Annotated in this window: 14 protein-coding genes and 1 pseudogene; all 15 read right to left on the bottom strand. The window is 74.6% G+C overall.

What is annotated here, in order from left to right; translation table 11 throughout:
- Nucleotides 1-138 precede the first annotated feature (138 nt).
- Nucleotides 139-1,068, bottom strand: a complete 930-nt coding sequence (locus ACFRCG_RS22700; protein WP_380034095.1) for a hypothetical protein — start codon at nucleotides 1,066-1,068, stop codon at nucleotides 139-141.
- Entirely contained in the window at nucleotides 1,065-3,278 is a 2,214-nt protein-coding gene (locus tag ACFRCG_RS22695; protein ID WP_380034093.1) for a hypothetical protein, read from the bottom strand. The genes ACFRCG_RS22700 and ACFRCG_RS22695 overlap by 4 nt, the downstream gene beginning before the upstream one ends.
- A gap of 3 nt (nucleotides 3,279-3,281) precedes the next feature.
- Nucleotides 3,282-7,466, bottom strand: a complete 4,185-nt coding sequence (locus ACFRCG_RS22690; RefSeq protein WP_380034091.1) for a hypothetical protein — start codon at nucleotides 7,464-7,466, stop codon at nucleotides 3,282-3,284.
- A 559-nt stretch (nucleotides 7,467-8,025) separates the two neighbouring features.
- Nucleotides 8,026-8,478, bottom strand: coding sequence for a GPW/gp25 family protein (locus ACFRCG_RS22685; protein WP_380034089.1), 453 nt, complete (start codon nucleotides 8,476-8,478; stop codon nucleotides 8,026-8,028).
- Nucleotides 8,479-8,480: 2 nt separating this feature from the next.
- On the bottom strand, nucleotides 8,481-8,759 hold the full coding sequence (locus ACFRCG_RS22680; protein ID WP_380034087.1) for a PAAR domain-containing protein: 279 nt from the start codon (nucleotides 8,757-8,759) through the stop codon (nucleotides 8,481-8,483).
- A gap of 91 nt (nucleotides 8,760-8,850) precedes the next feature.
- Nucleotides 8,851-9,504: a phage baseplate assembly protein V gene (locus ACFRCG_RS22675; RefSeq protein WP_380034085.1), complete on the bottom strand. Its 654-nt coding sequence runs from the start codon at nucleotides 9,502-9,504 to the stop codon at nucleotides 8,851-8,853.
- 167 nt (nucleotides 9,505-9,671) lie between these two features.
- The gene (locus tag ACFRCG_RS22670; RefSeq protein WP_380034083.1) at nucleotides 9,672-10,907 is read right to left on the bottom strand and encodes a phage late control D family protein; all 1,236 of its coding nucleotides are present in this window, start codon (nucleotides 10,905-10,907) and stop codon (nucleotides 9,672-9,674) included.
- Entirely contained in the window at nucleotides 10,904-11,602 is a 699-nt protein-coding gene (locus ACFRCG_RS22665) for a LysM peptidoglycan-binding domain-containing protein (protein ID WP_380034082.1), read from the bottom strand. Before ACFRCG_RS22665 ends, ACFRCG_RS22670 begins: the two co-directional genes overlap by 4 nt.
- A complete protein-coding gene (locus ACFRCG_RS22660) occupies nucleotides 11,599-12,369 on the bottom strand; it encodes a hypothetical protein (RefSeq protein WP_380034080.1) in 771 nt (256 codons plus the stop codon). The genes ACFRCG_RS22665 and ACFRCG_RS22660 overlap by 4 nt, the downstream gene beginning before the upstream one ends.
- Nucleotides 12,370-12,476: 107 nt before the next feature.
- Nucleotides 12,477-12,569: a hypothetical protein gene (locus ACFRCG_RS22655; protein ID WP_371863030.1), complete on the bottom strand. Its 93-nt coding sequence runs from the start codon at nucleotides 12,567-12,569 to the stop codon at nucleotides 12,477-12,479.
- A 50-nt stretch (nucleotides 12,570-12,619) separates the two neighbouring features.
- Nucleotides 12,620-13,012: a hypothetical protein gene (locus tag ACFRCG_RS22650; protein ID WP_380034078.1), complete on the bottom strand. Its 393-nt coding sequence runs from the start codon at nucleotides 13,010-13,012 to the stop codon at nucleotides 12,620-12,622.
- A gap of 2 nt (nucleotides 13,013-13,014) precedes the next feature.
- Nucleotides 13,015-13,452: a phage tail protein gene (locus tag ACFRCG_RS22645; RefSeq protein WP_078981626.1), complete on the bottom strand. Its 438-nt coding sequence runs from the start codon at nucleotides 13,450-13,452 to the stop codon at nucleotides 13,015-13,017.
- 69 nt (nucleotides 13,453-13,521) lie between these two features.
- On the bottom strand, nucleotides 13,522-15,489 hold the full coding sequence (locus ACFRCG_RS22640; RefSeq protein WP_380034076.1) for a phage tail sheath family protein: 1,968 nt from the start codon (nucleotides 15,487-15,489) through the stop codon (nucleotides 13,522-13,524).
- A 29-nt stretch (nucleotides 15,490-15,518) separates the two neighbouring features.
- Nucleotides 15,519-16,430 carry a Pvc16 family protein gene (locus tag ACFRCG_RS22635; protein ID WP_380034074.1) on the bottom strand — a complete coding sequence of 304 codons (912 nt, stop codon included), beginning with the start codon at nucleotides 16,428-16,430 and terminating at the stop codon, nucleotides 15,519-15,521.
- Nucleotides 16,427-17,407: pseudogene (locus tag ACFRCG_RS22630) on the bottom strand (hypothetical protein); the annotation flags it as partial. The gene ACFRCG_RS22635 and the pseudogene ACFRCG_RS22630, both read right to left, overlap by 4 nt.

Raw genomic sequence — 17,407 nt, 5'->3', positions numbered from 1 at the left:
CCCGCACACGGCGCGGCAACCGGCACAGCGGTGTCCAACCCGCCCCACCCCGCGCGCCCGAGCGCACCCGCACCTGCCGAGCGAAGAAGCGCGGCCGATGCGTGGACGGCAACCCCGCCCCACTCGTCGTCGGGCCCGTCATACGAACTTCCCCCTCGATCGAGGATCCGGGCGCGTGCCCGGTCGGACGTCGGCCGGTGTGTCGGCTCGGCCGCGGAGGCCGGGCAGGTTCAGGGGTGGGCGGGTGCACGGTGGTGGGCATGGGTCGGTCCGGGGCTCGGGGCGTGCCGGGACCGGCCCGGCGGCCAGTACCGCCGTCCACCCGAACGCCATCGGCACCGCGGACACCTTCGGCTGCTCGGTCGGCGCGCCGTCGTCCGGAAGCACGTGCCGCACGGTGATCCGAAAGCCCGCCGCGTCGACCGCCGAGACCTGCACGGTGGTGGCGCCCGCGGGGGGCGGCGGCGGCCCCTCGGCGGTGACGAACACCTCCGGTACACCCGCGAACGGGCGGGCGAAGTCGATCCGGGCCGACCACTGCGCCCGCGACCCCTCGGCGGCCGTCCCGCCCCGCGCCATCCGGCCCGCGACCACCACCGCCGGGCCGGGTCCGTGCGCGTTGCGCCGCGCGCCGTCGCCGACGTCCAGCGTCCGCGTGTCGGGGTGGTACACCGCGAGCGGTACGTCCTCGGCGCCCGCCGGTATCCCGCTCGCCACCCAGCGCGTCCGGGCCCTCGGGCCGCCGCATTCGGCGCGCAGCACCAGCGTCAGCGGCCCGGTCGCCCGCGCCGGCACGAACGGCACCTCGTCGGCCCCGAGCACCAGCAACTCGCCGCATCGGCTGTGTGCCACGCCCGGCTCCACGAGCACCCGCCCGTCGCCGAGGTTCCACACCTCCAGGCCCACGCCGACACCCCACGTGCGATGCGCGGCCCGGGTGTGCCGGGCCAGGCTCGACACCTCGTTGCCCGTGAGGTCGCGCAGATCGGCGGCGGCCAGTCGTACGCCGACCTCCTCGACCACCCGATCGGCGGATCCCGTCGCCGCCGCGCCGCCATCGCCCCTCATCGACCCGCCTCCGCCCGTACCGCGTTCACCGTGTGCGGACCCGGCACGACCAGTGCGGTCGGCGGTACGCACAACCCGCCGCAACCGGGCGGCCCGCCGTCGGCGCGCAGCGCGAGCGCGCGCACGTGGTCCACCCCGGGGACCTCGTCGATCACCCGCATCACCTCGCTGCGATACACGTCCCGCCCGAACGGCCGGCCCGTACCGCGCGGCCCGCCGGTGACCGGGTGCAGGAAGGTGTCCAGCGCGACCCGCACCGCCGCCGCGACCACCGCCGGATCGGCGCCCGGGAGCATGACGACCGTCGTCTCGGCGCGTACCTCGACATAGCGCGGTCCGGTCACGAAGAACCGGGTGCCGGCCGTTCGCCGCCCGGCCAGGTGCCGGCGGACCGCGCGCAGCAGGCCGGGGGTGGGTTCGGGACGCTCGCGCGGCAGCGCCGGCACCACCACGACGGTCACGCAGCCCGCCGCGACCAGGCCCGGCAGGCGCGGGTCGGTCTCGGCGAAGGCGCGGGCCCGGGCGATCCGGGTGCCGGGGGTGTCCAGGGCGCACCGCTCGATGCCCGGCAGGGTGACCGCGCGTTCCGGCACGGCCAAGCGCGGCACGGTCGCGCGGGGCAGATCGTCGAGCGATGGGGCGTCGGCCGCGGCGAGCGCGTCGAGCAGGCGTTCGTGGGCCCACAGCGCCCGTTCCGCGCGGGCCGCGGCGGCGGCGGTGTCCTCGGCGTCGGTGCCGCCCTCCGCAGGGCCGACGAGGGTGGCGGTCAGCGCGCCGGGGGCGGGTGGGCCGCCGAGCAGGACCCGGGTGCGGGCGTCGTCGGCGACGGCCACGGGTGCGGGCGGGGCGAGTACGCCGCCTCGGGCCCCGGCGGTGCTCCGGTAGCCGGCGAGCACCGTACGGCCCGGTTCGGGCACCCGCCCCGCGCGGCCGTCGCCGAAGGTCAGCGTGCCGGTGCGGGCGTCGAACACGGCGGACAGGTCGGTCCGGCGGGCCGCGTCCAGGTCCGGAACCAACCGCACCGCCTCCACGCCGCCCGCCGGGTCGGCCAACCACACCCCGGGTGCCTCGGCCGTCGCGCCGCCGGGCAGCGCGAAGACCTGCTCCGGCGCGCCGTCCCCGACGCCCACCGCGACGAGTTCGACCACGAGCCGCCCGGGCGCCGTCGCGGTCGGCGCGATCCAGCGCAGCACCCGCACGGTCGGCGCGGCCGGGTCGCCGGTATGCACCGTGCGCACCGTCCGCGTGTTGTCCACGGTGATCGTCAGCGCGGTACGGGCCCCTTCCACCGGAGCGCCCGCCCCGCCGACCACCGCCCCCGGCGCGACGTCGTAGGCGCCGACCGCCGTACTCGCCTGCGTCGCCTCGACCGCGTCCGCGACCACCCGGCGCAGCCGCGGCGCCGCGTCGTGCCGGCCCCGCGCGAGGCGACACCGCAACCAGGCCCGGGCACCGGCCGGGCCCAGCGGCTCGACGGGCAACCCGCCGGGCCCGATCCGCAATCGCACGGCGGCCGATCGGGTCAGCGCACGGGTGTGGTCGTCGACCTCGGCCGGCGCCACCCAGGCGCCGCCGGAACGCACTTCCCAGACGGTTCGCGCGCTGTGATGCGGCTCGGTGTCGAGGTCGTCGGTGCCGTCGGCGTCCACCCACAGGGTCAGCGCGGTGCCCGCGGGCAGCGCCCGGTCCAGGCCGAGCAGCAGTGCGGCGCCGACGTGCGGGTCCGGGCCGAGGGCGTCCACGGTGGTTCCCGCGAGGAGGGTGGGGGTGTGATCGGTCCAATTGGACTCATCGGCGGTGTCCGTCGCGGTGCCGGCCGTCGCCACCGTGGCACCGGTCAGCGGCAAGGCCGCCACGGTCTCCAGGCCGAGCGGCGCGTCCGCCCCATGTGCGACGAAGCCGAGCCCGGCGGGCAGTTCGGCCGGTGCGCCGGGCCCGGGGCGGATCGACAACACGACCCGTGCGGCGCTCGGCGCGGCCGGTCGCACACCGAGCAGCGCGAGCAGCTTGCGACGATGCCGGTCGGTCACCCGGGAGACCCGATAGACGTCGGTGTCCACCAGCCACGCCAGCATCTCGATCACCGCGATGCCGGGATCCGAGTGGTTGTGGTCGGTCCACCGCGGGCTCTCCAGCGGCAACAACGCCCGTGCCTCGGCGACGAGATCCGGCCATCGCCTGGTGTCGGGATTCGGCGGGAACAGGGGCATGGTTCAGTACTCCCTTCCGGAACCCGCGGACCGCCCGGTCGTCCCGGCCGCACCGGCCGCACCGGCCGCACCGGCCGCACCGGCCGCACCGGCCAACCGCACCGCGAGCGGACCCGCGCACACCACCGCGTCCGGGTCGACCGGGACCACGTCCCCGGTCGGCACACCGCCCACGGTCAGCTCCAACGAGGTCACCACGTCCACCCCCGGTACCGCCTCCAGCCGCCGGGCCAGATCGGACAGATACACCCCGCGACCGAACGGCCACCCGGTCCCGCCCGGCCCGCCGTCCAGCGGATGCAGGAACAGCGCCAGGTCGGCGAGCACCGCACCCCGCACCGGCCCCGCGTCGCCGACCCGCACCGGCCGCACCGTGGCTGCCACACCGACCGGGAAGTAGCGCGCCCCCTCGACCACCAGGCGCGCCGCCGCCGGCATCCGCGCACCCACCGCGTCCCGGACCCGCCGCAACAACTCCCCCGTCGGCGCGGGCCGTTGCGTGCCGTCGCGCGGCACCACGACGAGCCGGACCACGCCCGGGCGCACCCGCCCGTGCCGATCCCGGGCGCCGAGCGCGCGGGCCGCCGCGATCGCCGGTACCGTCTCCCGGGCCAGCGCGGCCACGTCCGCCTCGGTCAGCGCGAGCCGCCGATGCCGCAGCAGCGCCGGCCCGCGACGCAGCACGTCGGGGAAACGTTCCGCGTCCGTACCGCCGCTCGCGCCCCGGGGGTTGTTCACCCCTCCGACCGCGACGGCGCTGATCGCCTGGGTGATCGCGCCGGCCGGTACGTTGCCGATCGCACCGCCCCCGGAGCGGTAGCTGCGCAGCCGCACGTTGTCCGCGCCCACCGGCGGCACCCGGCCGTGGCCGTCGCCGCCGAACAGCAGGCGCCCGGTGGCGTGGTCGCACACGTACACCCGGTCGGCCGGGCCGGCCAGGCCGAGCGAGGGCAGTTCGTCCCAGCGCACCCACACCTCGGTGGTCCGGCCGGTGCGCGGATCGCCCACCAGGCGCAGCGCGGCCGCCGCCCGCTCCCCCAACTCCCTTTGCAACAGCGGGAGATCGACGGCCGCCCGGTCGCCGTCGAGTTCGCGTACCTCGACCACGGCGCCGTCCAGGACCGGGATCCGCAGGGCCTGGAAGACCTGTCCGGCGCTGCCGTCGGCAGAGCCGAGCAGTTCGTCGGCGACCGTCTGCACCTGCCGCACCCGCGCGCCGCCCGGGACCAACGCGGTCAGCGCCGCCTGTGGCGGGTCGGCCTCGGCCGGGAAGCGGGCCCGGATCCACGTGCGCGGGGTGCCGAATCGGGCCGGCGGCGCGTCGCGGAGTTCGCCGCCGGCGAAGGCGCGGGTGAGCCGATCGCGCACGGTCAGCGTCTCGCCGTCGGCGCCGGCCACCGTCACCGGCTCACCGCCGCGCAGGTCGGTGAGCAACAGCCGGTCGCCGGGGGCGAATCGGGCCGCGGCGCCGCGCCCGAGCAGGGTCACCGTGTGGTCGGCGGCGCCCGCGACGGGCGCGCCGGGCACGCCGGAGGTGCCGGGCCACAGCAGGCCGATCACGCCGGTGCGGGTCAGCCCCTCCGTGCCGTCGTCGGTGGCCAGCGTCACCCACGCGCTGCCGTCGTACCCCTCCCAGGTGGGCCGCACCGGTACCGTGTCGGGGTCCTCGCCGGCGGGCTCGACGTAGAGCCCGAGGCGGTCGGCGGGCAGTTCGCCGTCGAAGCCGAGGTACAGGCTCGGGGCGGTCTCGGCCATCGGTCGAAACGGCGTGGCGCCGGGTCCGGGGAAGGCGAGGCGGGTGGTCAGGTCGGCGAGCGTGTGGTCGTCGAGCGCGAGCGTGTGGGCCGGGTCGTCCGGTCCGGCGAGGTGGCGGTAGAAGACCTCGAACCGGTCCAGGATCGGCGGGCGCGGCTCCACCACGGGCAGGAAGTTGAGCACGCCGGACTTGTCGGTCCAGCTGACCTGTCGCAGGAACGAGAAGCTGCCGCGCTCCAACCTCGCGCGCAGCCAGCGGCGTTCGTCGCCGGTGACGCTCGCGCTCGCCCAGTCGTGGGGCACGGTGAAGTGCAGCGCTCCCGAGCGTTGCAGGGCGAGTACCGCGGGGGCGCCGGCGGCGCCGATCGGTCGCCAGCGGGTGCCGTCGAAGTATTCCCAGGTCACCTCGGGGGCGGTGAGCTGGTTGGGGGTCTGCGCCCCGGCGACGGCCTTGAGCAGGTCCTCGGGGGCCAGGTTCTCCAGGTCGGTGGCGATCGTGCGGGCCTTTTGCACCTGGGTGTCGACGGCCGCCTTGGCCGCGCCGATCCGCGCGGTCACGTCGGCGACGAACGCGACGGGGTCGGCGGTGAGGAAGGACGGCAGCGGCGTGTCCGCGAGGTAGGGCGTGGGGGTGGCCAGCACGGTGGCGAGTACACCGGCCAACGGACCGTGTGCGGCGGCCACTTGGGCGTCGGAGCCGCCTGCCAGAGCCTGGGCGAGCGCGGCTCGGGGAGCGGCCAACGCGCTCGCCCCGGCGGACAGTTGCGCCGCCACATCGGCGGTGGCCAGGAGCAGCGCGGCACTTGCGCGCGGCGCGCCGCCGAGGGCGGTCAGCGCGGCGGCGAGGTCGGGGCCGGGATCGGCCGCGGTCTGCGCGGCCTTGACGTGGTCGCGGGCGCTGCCGACACCCGCGAACAGGCCGGGTTCGGTCTGCGCGGCGGTGCCGAGCGCGCCGAGCGCGTCGCGGATGTGCGTCTTGACCCCGGTGTACCAGCCGACGGGGTCCTCGCCGGACAGCGGCGAGACGACGGCGCGGCCGAGGTCGCCGGTGACGGCGGTGAGGGCGGCCAGCTTCGTCGCCACGGCGCGGATGTCGGCGACGGTCTTGTCCCGGAACTCCTTGGCGTTCTGGACCCCGCCGGTCAGTTCGCCGGTGCGCTGGTCGGCCTCCTCCGCCGCGGTGCGCGGGCGGCCCACCACCACGCTCACCCGGGCGCCGGGTTTGCCGAAGGCCGCGTCGCACGCGACGTGGAACGCGCTGCCGCGTACCGGGGCCGGACCCAGCGGGGTGAACGCCCGGGTGAGATCGACGGCTTGCGCGTCGGCGACCGCCTTGTCCGGAGCCAGTCCGGCGCGCAGGGTCAGATCCAGGTGCAGTGGCGTATCCAGGGCGAGCGGCGCGGTGAGGTCGTCGGGGTCGTCGAGCGGGAAGTAGTCGACACCCGGTTTCGGGGCGGCGGTACCGGCGGTGAAGGTGTCGGCGGCGGTCGGCGGCACGGTGACGCCGAACCGTACGGTGTGGCCCGCGTGCCCACCCGCCACGGCGAGCGGCTTGTCGGGCTGCCCGGCCACGTCCTCCTTGACGCCGGCGGTGGTGTCCGCGACGTGCAGCGTCACCGTCGGCGGCGCGGTCGTCCCGTAGGGCGCGTGCACGGTGACGGTGGTTCCGGCGCCCGTCGCGGGACGCGCGAACAGCGCGATCCGGGCATGCGTGCTCTCCGCGGTGAGCCGAATGTGCGCGAACTCGGGTACCACGAAACCGGGTTGTGCCGAAAGAGCGGAGTCGAGCCGGGCCCGGATCCAATAGCCGTCGATCCCGTCGACCGTCGTGGTCACGGCCGTCGCGCAGGGGGCGACCAGCCGGACCGTGCCCGAGCGGGTCAGTCCGGCCGTGCCGTCGCGGGAGGCGTCGTCGCCGTCCCCCCACGGCGCGAACGGCCGCCAGTCGGCGCCGTCCCACCAGGCCCAGCCGACCCGCAGCGCGGTCGACGCGGGGCGGGCGAGGGCGATCGCCACCTCGACGACGGCGCGCCCCGCGAACGCGAACAGCGTGTCGTGCGCCAGGTACAACTCCCTTACCGCGGGGCGCAGTCCGGTGAACAGCGTGACCGGGCGGCGGGCCAGGACGTCGGCGGAGTGGTCGGCGGCGGCGTCCGCGCCCGGGTCCACGCTCCACACCTCGACCAGCGGCGCGCCGGCCAGGGCCACCGTCTCCTGGGTCTCGAAGACCAGCGGCGCGTCCTGTCCCGGCACGGTGGCGCCGAGCCGCGAGCCGGCGGTGACCCGGGCGTCGGGCACACCCGGCAGCGGTTGCAGCAAGACGGTCGTGTCGGCCCCCTGAGCCGGCAGCAGCGACACCCCGACCATGTCCAAAAGCGCGGCGAGTTGCCGGTCGGGCAACGCGGTAAGCCGCTCCTCCAGCGCGGCCAACAACGCCCCGAGACCATGCGCGACCCCGATCGAAGCCCCACCCGGCGTCGGATGCCAATCAGGAACCCACCCGTTCCGCGCGGCCGACAAAGCCGCCACCACCTCACCCCGCCCGCGCACCCCACTCACGCGCCCACCCCTTCACCCACACCCACCACACACCGCCCCGACCCCACGCCCGACCGCGACCGCAGCCCACTCACTCGCCACGCGGCCACCCCACCCGCACGCCCACCACCGCCCCCGCCCCCGCGCCCACGCCCACGCCCGCCTGCGGCACGCCCGATCGGCCCCCTCACGAGGCCGCGCCCTCGCGCACACCCGCCCCCGCACACCCACCCGACGCCACCTCGGCACCTGCACCCACATCCCGCACGCCCGTTTGACGCCCTCACCCGGCCGCTCCCTCGCGCGCACCCGCCCCCACACACCACCCCGACACCGCACCCACACCCGCCCACGGCACACCCCGCCGACGCGCCCAACCGGCTGTGCCCCCGCCCACAGACCGCCCCACCACCGCCTCGCCCGCGCCCGAGCGCTGTGTGCCCTCTCGATGCCCTCACCTGGTTGCTCCCTCGTGCAGGTAGAACGGGTAGACCAGGTTGTAGAAGGTGTTGGTGGCGCGGATCCGGTAGTCGATGCTCACGTCCAGCCGGCCCGCCGCCCGGTCGGTTACCGACACCTCGACGCCGAGCACGTCGATCCGCGGTTCCCAGGCGATCAGGCCCTGTTCCACGCGCAGCCGCACCACGGCGGCGGTGGCCGCCGTGACCGGTTCGAACAGCAGGTCCTCCAGGCCCGCGCCGAAGTCGGGGCGCATCACCCGCTCGCCGCGCCTGGTGCCCAGGATCAACAGCACCGACTGGCGGACCTTCTCCGGCCCGGACGCCTGCGCAGCCTCGCCGAGCGGATCCAGGTGCGCGGGCGCGGCCCAGCCCCGACCCAGCACGGCGGCATCTTCGGGGGTGCGCTGCGCGGGATCCGGATTCAGCGGCGCGTTCGGCTCGGCCACCGTCAACCTCCGATCAGCACGGTCGGCACGCCGGCCACCACGGGCGCACCGCAGCCGGCGAGATCGCCCTGCCGCAGCGCGCCGCGACCGCCGACGAGCACCGTGGCCGAGCCCTTGGTGAACGGCGACGGCGGGTGCGCGGCCGGCGGCGGGAACGCGCACGCGTGCATGTCGCCCTGGACGGCGGCGGGCAGGCCGCCGATCAGCACGGTGGCCACGCCGGGTCCCGCGACCATGCCGGGGTGTCCGGTGGGGTCGGTGACACGCGCTGCTGCGGGCACGGCTGCCTCCTCGGGTGTGGTGGGATCGCGTGTGGTGAGCCGGGGGGTGTCTTCGGATGCGACGCCGTGGGCGTGGACCCAGCCCGGCGGGTCAGTTGATCTTCACGAGCGCGCCCTGGATGCTGCACGTGGCGGCGGCCTGGATGTCCGCCCGAGTCGCGTTCGCCGTCAGGCCGTTGCCGGCCTTGACGCTCACATCCAGGCCGCTGACCTCCACCGAACGGGTGCCGGTGACGGTCACCGCGCCGGACGCGCTCAGCGAGATCTTCGCCGCTCCCCCGGCCACCGACAGGGTGATCCCGTCCGCGGCGATCTCGATCGAGTGGCCCAGGGTGTGGTTCAGGGTGAGCTTCTGCACCAGGTCGTCGATGGTGATCTCGTGGCCCACGGGAGTGCGGATCACCCGCTTGGTGATCGAGTCGGTGGGCAGGGCCGCCGGTGGGCGCGAGGTCATCGTCCAGAGCCCACCGAGCACGTACGGCTCGCGCACGTCGCCGTTGCGGAACGCGACCAGGACCTCGTCGTTCGGCTGCGGCATGAACCACACGCCCGACCCGTCGCCCGCCACCGTCGCGCACACCCGTGCCCACGGCTCCACGCCCGGCAACCACGCGTACCGGATCTGCACGCGCCCGGCCCCGGTCAGGTCGAGGTTGTCCACCACGGTCGCGGGCGCGACGCCGGTCACCCGGGGGCTGTCCGACTCGTGGATGTCGTCGAGGGCGTCGAAGAGCGGTTCGAACATGCCGGTCCTCCCGGGAAGTCGAGCGGTCGGAACATCGGTCGGGTCCGCGCACACGGCGCGGGTGGTGGTCATCGGTAGCGGATTCGGTCGGCGCTTCGGTCGGCGGTCGCCAGTCGGCGTTCGGCGTTCGGCGTTCGGCGTGCAACGGCAGCAGGTCTCTCTCCCACCTATGAATTGGGCGCCGGCAGCGACAACAGCCCGCCCTGCACCCGGACCGCGCCCTGTGCCGCCGGCGGGATGCCCCCGAACCAGATCTCCTTGCGCAGGTCGAAGGACGTGCGGTAGCCGCCGCCGTCGAGGGTGTGCTGGGCCGAGACCACCCGCCACAGGCCGCCGAACGTCTCCCCCACACCCTCGATCCGCAACACCCGCCCCGCCGTGATCCGGGGATCGCCCACACACGAACCGCTGGCCGTGGTACGCCGGTTCAGCCGAGGCAGCAGCTTGGACACGATCAGTCGCGGCGCGGTGGCGATGGTCACCGGTTCGTCCACGAGCAGCACCTCGCGCGCGGGCCCGCCCCGACCCTCCGGCCCCCGGAATCCGGGCACCACCTCGATCGTCAGCGCCCGGCGGTCCCAGTCGTAGCCGACCGCGATGGTCAGTTCCAGGCCGACCTCCGACCGCCACACCCGCACCGAGACCCGCCCCACCTGGCCGACGGTGCTGATCCGGGGGTTGAACTCGATCAGCGAACTCCCGTACCGCAGCGTCACGTCGGGCGACAGATACGCGGCGGGCGACATCAGCCGCAGCACGAAACCCGACGGTTCGCTGTCGTGCTCGACGATCAACTCCCACGCGTTCTCCGCGGCGATCTTGCGCAGGAAGTCGAGCGTGGTCTCCGAGTGTTGCCGCCGCACCACCCGCTGCCGCATGCTCGGGTCCTCGACCGAGGCCACCACGTCGACCACGCCGAGCGCGGCGGACAAAAACGCGCCCAGCGGGTCGAGCAGCGGGATCATCCCGTGTTCGACCGCGAGCAGCGGGGCGACCACCAGGTCCGGCAGCGGCAGCACGCCGAGCTTGGGCACCGGCACCCCGAACCAGCGCGCGGGCGAGGCGGCGGCGAGCCGGGTCCGGCGATCCTGCGCGATCACCCGCAACATCGGCATGCCGTCGGCGGGGAACGTCGCCTCGCTGCCCACCACTTCGCCGGTGAACAACCGGCGCGGCTCGTCCGGCGCGTAGCCCAGGGCGATGCTCACCTCGGTGTCGAGCCCGAACAGCGGATCGTCCAGCCGGCGCAGCGCCTCGTTGGCGAGGGAGACCTCCAGGCGGTCCGCGTCGCCCATGCCCGTCTGGCAGGTGACCCCGGTGACCGAGCCGCGCACCGCGGCCGGCGCGGGCCGCCCGGCGAACCGCAACCGCATCTCCGGGGCGTAGTGCGGGAACACGGTCATGCCGGCACCTCCGGCGGTGGCGCGTCGAAGACCTCGTCGGTACCCCGATCCCGGTACGGCAGGCGCGGGATGTGCAGCGTGTCGCCGACGGCCAATACCCGCGGGTCGTCGAGCCCGTTGTGCAGCGCGATCGGCCGCCACGCGGCGGCGGACCCGTACTCGCGCCAGGCGATCGACTGCAACGTCTCGCCGGTCACGACCGTATGCGCCTTGGTGTAGTCGGAGGTCTGCCGCTTGACCTCCTTCGCCTCCATGTCCACGTTGCGGAACTCGCTGAAGGTGACGCTCAGTCGGGCCCGCACCGGGGTGCCGTCCGGCTTGAACATCACGAACTTCTGTGCGACCCGGGTCAGTACGCAGGTGAAGGTCAGACTCGACCAGGCGAACACCAGTGGCGGCGGCGCGTGCAGGGTGGGGTCGATGTCCATCAGGTCGACGACGCGGCGCACCAGGATCCGCACGTCGCTGCCCGCGCCCGCCTGATCGTTCGCCTCCAGGGAGTCGAGGAACAACTCCATCTCCAGGGTCCGCGCGTTGCCGTGCACGAACTGCACGATCGGCGCGGACAGTCCGGGGACCGGGAGTTGGGCGTAGGTGGTCTCCCGGTTGACCGTGTAGTCCTCCGGGTTGAACAACACGCGGGTGAGCTTGCCGGTGACGGAATTGGTGATCGTGGCGCGTTCCATCACGGTCATCGGCTCCACCCCCGACGCTCCTGGCGGGCGAGCACCCGACGGTCGATCTCCCGCACCACGCCGTCCACCAGACGCGGCAGATCCGCCGAGGTGAGCGCGGAGGCGGCCGGCGCGGCGCGGGACGGCTGCGCGGTCCGGTCCCGGGCGATCGCATCGGCGGGATACCCGGCCACGGCGGCGGCCGGGGCGGGCTCGGGACGGGCGGAGGCGGCAAACGTCAACGCGGTCAGCGACCGCGCAGAGGACGCCGCCCCGGGCGGGCCGGGCCGAGCACCGCGCGACGTCGGGGTCGTCCGCCCGCCCGGCTCCTCGATCCGCCGACCGTGCCCGGCACCCCGCTCGTACAACTCCCGCGTCGCCCGCGCCCGTTCGACCACCGCACGGCCGGCCGCGGCGGACCCGGTACGCAACACCGGTACCGGCAGCCCGCCGACCGCCCCGAACCCGGCCGCCGCACCCGCGTCGACCCGCTCGACCCGCGTGAGGGCCATCATCGGCGGCAGGCTCACCCGCACGTCGAGCCGCACATGCGCACACCGCCGAATATCCGCGACCCGCCCGGAAATCGTCCGCGGCCCGGGGGGCTTCGGCGCACGCGGCGCCACCCGCAGCACGAACACGGCTCCGGGCACCCGCCCCTCGACCCGCGTCGCCCGGTCCCGCCCGGCGCCCGGCTCGACCCGGGCACGAACGGCGGCGAGCATCGAGGAGGCGGCCGCCCGAACCGGCCACCCCGCCGACGGCGGACGCGCTCCCGTGACGATCACGGTCGAACTCCTCTTCCGATACCCACGTTCACGACCAGTGCTCCCCTTCGCACCCGGCGCTCGCAGCGCTCGGACCCACATCCACGCCCGCTCTCACATCCGCGACATCAGCCGCCGCCCGCCGCCTCGTTGAGACGCTGGTTGATCGCCGACACCCGCTCCACCCACCGGCGCCGCTCGGCGTGGTCGAGGTCCATCAGTTCGGCGTGCGACCAGTGCAGGTGGTAGGCGACGAAGGCGATCTCCTCCCTCAGCCGATCGACCGGATATCCGCGGATCCCCCCAGGCGCTCGTGGCCCGGGCGGACCTCCTCGCCGCAGTTCGGACAGGACCCCTCGGCCGCCGCATCCGGCTCGTCCACGCTGTTGATCCGGTTGTACAGGCCCTGGAGGTGCGCCAGATCGGCGGCGAACAGCGTCTCGATCGTGCGCGGGGTCACCGTCTCGACCGCGCCCACCCGAGTGACCACCCGACTGAGCAGGATCACCGACAGATAGGCCGGGTTGCGCTGCACGCGCGGGTCGGCGAGCGGCAGGATCTCGTCGGCGGCGGTGGCCAGCCGCATCGTGCCGTCGCGGTGCAACGTGCCGTCGTCGCCGAGGAGTCCGACCGGGAGGGTGAAGTCGTGTTCGATCCGCAACATGGTCACTGCACCCGCTCCAGGCCCTCGTGGACCAGTTCCAGGGTCTCGATCGCGATGTCGTTGGACTCGGCGGTGAGCGGCGGGGCGGTGTACTTCGTGGGCCAGGCGCGGACGAAGTTCCATCGCGAGGTGACCACGCCGCGCCGGTCCAGGAGCAGCACCGCGCCGTTCTTGCGGACGATGTCGCCCTCGACGATCTGCCGGTGCCAGTCGTACAGTTCGGTGTCGGTGGTCATGCCCCACTTGAGCATGATGTTGGCGAATTTGGCCTGGCCGGGGAACTTGTACGGGGTGATGTTCCAGCCGCCCTCGCGGTGTTCCATCACGTCGACCGTCGCGTCGAGGCCGCTCACCTCGTGGAAGCCGACGCGGATGATCCCGTCGAGTTCGACCTTGAAGTTGAAATTGACAAAGGGATCCTGGATATCGCCCGTGCTCACGGCGCCCTCCGCTGCCTGTCGTTGCCGTTGCCCTGTCGTACCGGTCGGTGTCGCGCCGCCGCGCGCCCGCTACTGCTCGCTGACCTCCGCGCCGCCGTCCCAGATGCCGATGCGGACCACGATGAACTCGGCCGGGTAGACCGGCTGTACGCCGATCTCGATGTAGAGCAGCCCGAGTTTGCGGGTACTCGGCGGGTTCAGCGCCTCGTCGATGCGGACGAAGAACGCGTCCTTGGCCTTGGCGCCGAACAGCGCGCCGTCGCGCCAGACCCGGGTGAGGAATTCGGTGAGGGTGTGCTTGAGCTTGCCCCACAGTTCGAGGTCGTTCGGCTCGAACACCGCTCCGCGCAGCCCGAGTTGGATCGACTCCTCCAGGTAGAGGAACAACCGTCGCACGTTGACGTACTGCCAGTTGCGATCGCCCGTGGTGGTGCGCGCGCCCCACACCACCGGCGAGCCACGTCCGGGCAGGATGCGCAGCGCGTTGACCCCGTCGGGGTTGAGCAGGCCCTGATCGGCGTCGCTGAGGCGCCGTTCCAGGCCGAGCGCGCCCGCGATGCCGACGTTGGCCGGGGCCTTGTGTACGCCCCGGGTCGCGTCGGTGTGCGCGTAGATCCCGGCCAGGTGGCCGGACGGCGGTTGCGGCACCACCGCCTGCTTGGCGGGGTCGCGGAGTTGGATCCACGGGTAGTAGAGCGCCGCGAATCCCTTGTCCAACGCACCGGTGAGGTCGGCGCGTTGGGCCTTGACCGTGACCACGTCGACGCCGGGCAGGCTGTCCAGGATCGCGAAGCGGTCGTAGAGCGACTCGCAGTGCTCGACGATCGCCCGCTGTGCGCCGGTGTCGGTGCAGCCCGGCGCGAGTACGAGGCTGATCTCGTCGATCGGGCGGAGCAGGTTCAGGTGCTGGGGCATCTTGTTCGCCACGTCGGCCCAGGAGGTGGCGGGCACGTCGGCGACGGCGCCCGCGAGGGCGTACGTCCCGACCTTGGGGCGCGGATCGCCCGCCGGGATCGGCGCGTCGGCCGCGATCACGATCCGCAGGTAGTCGCTCGCCACCGTCGGCCCGCCCCACCAGCGCGGATGCGACGGGGTGGTGGACAGGCCCGGATAGCCGACGGCCCGGCCGTTGCGGTCGGTGACGGTGAGATCGAACTCGGCGGTGGCCACCCGCGTCGGCGCGGTGAGCTTGTACGCCTTGGCGAGCGGCTTGCGCAGGGTGATCGAGTCGTTGGAGACCGCCGCGACGATGCCCCACTCGGTGTTGGTGCCGTCGGAGATCCGCACGGACGAGCCGACCGGGACCAGTGGGCGCAGCGCGATCGCGGCGGGCACGGTCAACCGCAACACGGTGTCCCCCGCGGCGAGATCGTCACCGCTCACGGTGCCCCCGGCGAAGTCGCCGGTGCCCGACAGGCCGCTCGCCAGCACGACCGTGTCCGGCGCCTGGACCGACTTCACCCGCAACGTCTGCCGGTCGGTGCCCTTGGCCACCACCACCCGATCGCCCACCGCCAGACCGTCGACCACGTTCACTGTGAGCACGCGCCGGGTGGCGTCGACGGCGGTGATGCTCGCGCTGCCCCGGAGCACGGGCAGGTCGGTACCGGCGCCGGCCGCGGTCAACGCGGCGGCCAGCGCGCTGGAGTCGGCGATCTTCACCGAGCCGCCCTCGCCGTCCGGACCGTCGAGGCGGGCCACCGCCCGGGCCGCGGCCGGCGCGCCCGCGGCCCGCCCCGGCAGGTCGATCCCGGCCGGTGTCGCGGTGCCCACGCGCAGCACGAAGCACTGGGTGCCGCCGTTGCGGAAGAAGCCGTCCACGGCGAGCGGCAGGTAGAAGGGCACGTCGCCGCCGTCGACGGGCGGGCCGAACAGCGCGGTGAACGCGTCCGGGCTGGTCACCAGGGTGGGTTCGGCGATCGGCCCCTGCGCGGTGATCCCGATGAACGCCGCGATGCTGGTCGACACGCCCTGGATGGGCGCGGCGGGCTCGGTCTCTTCGATGTAGACGCCGGGGTACGAGACCTGCACGGCCATGGCGGACGTCCTCTCAGGTGATCGGGTGATCAGGTGAAGCGCAGTTCGATCAGCGCGTCGGGGGAACCGGGGACCTGGACGGGGGTGGGCGCCGGTGGCGGCAGTCCGGCGGCGGTGACCAGCGCGGTGTACGCACCCGGCCGCACGTCGACCACCACGAAGCGTCCGTCGGCGCCGCTGCGGGCGCGGACCGCCTCGCCGCCCGCCGCGTCGAGCAGCACCACGCGGGCGTCGGCCACCGGCACCGGCGGCACGCCGGGGCCGGCGGTGGCGTCGAGCACCAGGCCACCCACGTCGACGAGTTGCTCGGCGGGGCCGTCGGGCGGTGTGCCCGCGTAGGAGGTGAGCACGGTGTGCACCACGCCGTCGATGCGCCGGTCCGCCTCCGGGACCGGCATGGTGACGATCAGGTACACGGCGGGGCGCCACGAGGTGGCCCGGCCGACCGTGCCCCAGAACTCGGCGAGTTTGCCGAACCCTTCCGGCGGCACCACCTCGACGGGCAGCTCCGCCTCGCGCAACACCTCGGGCACCCCGTCGAGTTGATCGGGCGTCAGGACGGCGGAGGCGACCAGCGGGTCGGCGTGCAGGAGCACGGCCAGGACCGCGCCGAGCACCATGTGCTCCTGCTCGGTCGCGGGCATCTGCGGGCTGTCCTTGGCCGCGTTCCACGCGGTGATCAGGTAGTGGCAGCGGATCCGCGCCGGCTCGGGCCGCTCCACGGTGACCGCCCCCGTGGTGATCCGCTGCCGGATGTTCTGCCGCATGTGCCGGTCCTCGCGCAGATCGACCAGCGCGCAGTTGACCCACACCCCCTGGCTCGCGCCCACCCGCTGCCGCCAGTCGTCGTCGGGCGGCTGAAACCCGATCCGGGCACCGGTCAGGCCGGGCACGCCGGCGATCAGCGTCTCGCGGATGATCAGGTCGAGGATGTCGATCACCGCACACCCCCGGAGCCGGTCGGGAACCAGATGCCTTCGGGTGGTCCGCCGGGCCACCAGTAGTTGATCCGGCCGCCGCTGCGCAGGGCCGCCGCCTGCATGGCGGCGCGGCAGGAGCCGCACGGGTCGTACTGACCGGTGATGTACATCCGCTGACCGGCCGTCAGCGGAACCCGCGCCACCGCCTTGGCCTCGGTGTGACTGTCCTGGTTGGCGCGGTTCAGGCCGCGCGCCGCGCGCTGTTCGGGGGTGACGCCGCCGCTGCGCAGGGACTCGTTGTGTACGACCCGCCCGTCGGGGTCGAGCACGCGCACCGTGGCCTCGTGCGGCGGGCGAAAGTCGCTCGCGTCGATCCTGGCGAGTTCGTCCTTCTGCCGGCGCGCCCGGCGGCGGTCCCGGACCTGCGCGGCCACCGGATCGTCGCCCAACGCACCGAGCACGTGGTCGGGTTGGCCCTCGTACAGCTCGCGCAGGCGGTCGACGGCGGACGGATCCTCCCGCGCCTCCGCCCGCAGGGCCTTGGCCCGGGCGCGAACGTCCTTGACCAGTCGGCGCCTGTCCTGTCGCGTCGGCAGGACCGGGGTTCCCTCGGTCCGGCCGACCTCGCCGGGAGTACCGGCGGCGGGCTTGCCGGTGGTCTTCCGCTCGGCCGCGGCCTTCTCGGGGGTCGCCTTCCGCGCGGCGGCCTTCTTCCCGGCCTTCGCGCCCGCCTCCTTCGCGGCGCCCTTCGGCGCCTTGGCGGGTGCGGCCGTACCGGGCGCCGGCTCGTTCGGAGCCGGCCCGGTGGTCGACGGGGCGGGCTTCGGGTCCGCCGACGCGCTCTCGGGCCTGCTCGGCGACTTCCTGCCGGGCGCCTTGGCACCGGCGGACCCGCCGGCCGATTTCCCACCGGCCCGCACCGCCGGCTTCGGCGCCGCCGGCGCGGCGGCGGGTGGCGCGGGTGTCGCCGGGCCGGCCGTGGTCGCCCCGGCCGGCGC

It is taken from the genome of Embleya sp. NPDC056575 (assembly GCF_042793325.1).
Lineage (GTDB): Bacteria > Actinomycetota > Actinomycetes > Streptomycetales > Streptomycetaceae > Embleya.
The sequence above is the reverse complement of the archived record's forward strand: the minus strand, read 5'-3'. Positions and strand labels throughout refer to the sequence as shown.

Coding starts and splice junctions, on each gene's coding strand:
- ACFRCG_RS22700 (WP_380034095.1), bottom strand. CDS start 1,068: ATGAGGGGCGATGGCGGCGCGGCGGCGACGGGATCCGCCGATCGGGTG.
- ACFRCG_RS22695 (WP_380034093.1), bottom strand. CDS start 3,278: ATGCCCCTGTTCCCGCCGAATCCCGACACCAGGCGATGGCCGGATCTC.
- ACFRCG_RS22675 (WP_380034085.1), bottom strand. CDS start 9,504: ATGTTCGAACCGCTCTTCGACGCCCTCGACGACATCCACGAGTCGGAC.
- ACFRCG_RS22670 (WP_380034083.1), bottom strand. CDS start 10,907: ATGACCGTGTTCCCGCACTACGCCCCGGAGATGCGGTTGCGGTTCGCC.
- ACFRCG_RS22665 (WP_380034082.1), bottom strand. CDS start 11,602: ATGACCGTGATGGAACGCGCCACGATCACCAATTCCGTCACCGGCAAG.
- ACFRCG_RS22650 (WP_380034078.1), bottom strand. CDS start 13,012: ATGTTGCGGATCGAACACGACTTCACCCTCCCGGTCGGACTCCTCGGC.
- ACFRCG_RS22640 (WP_380034076.1), bottom strand. CDS start 15,489: ATGGCCGTGCAGGTCTCGTACCCCGGCGTCTACATCGAAGAGACCGAG.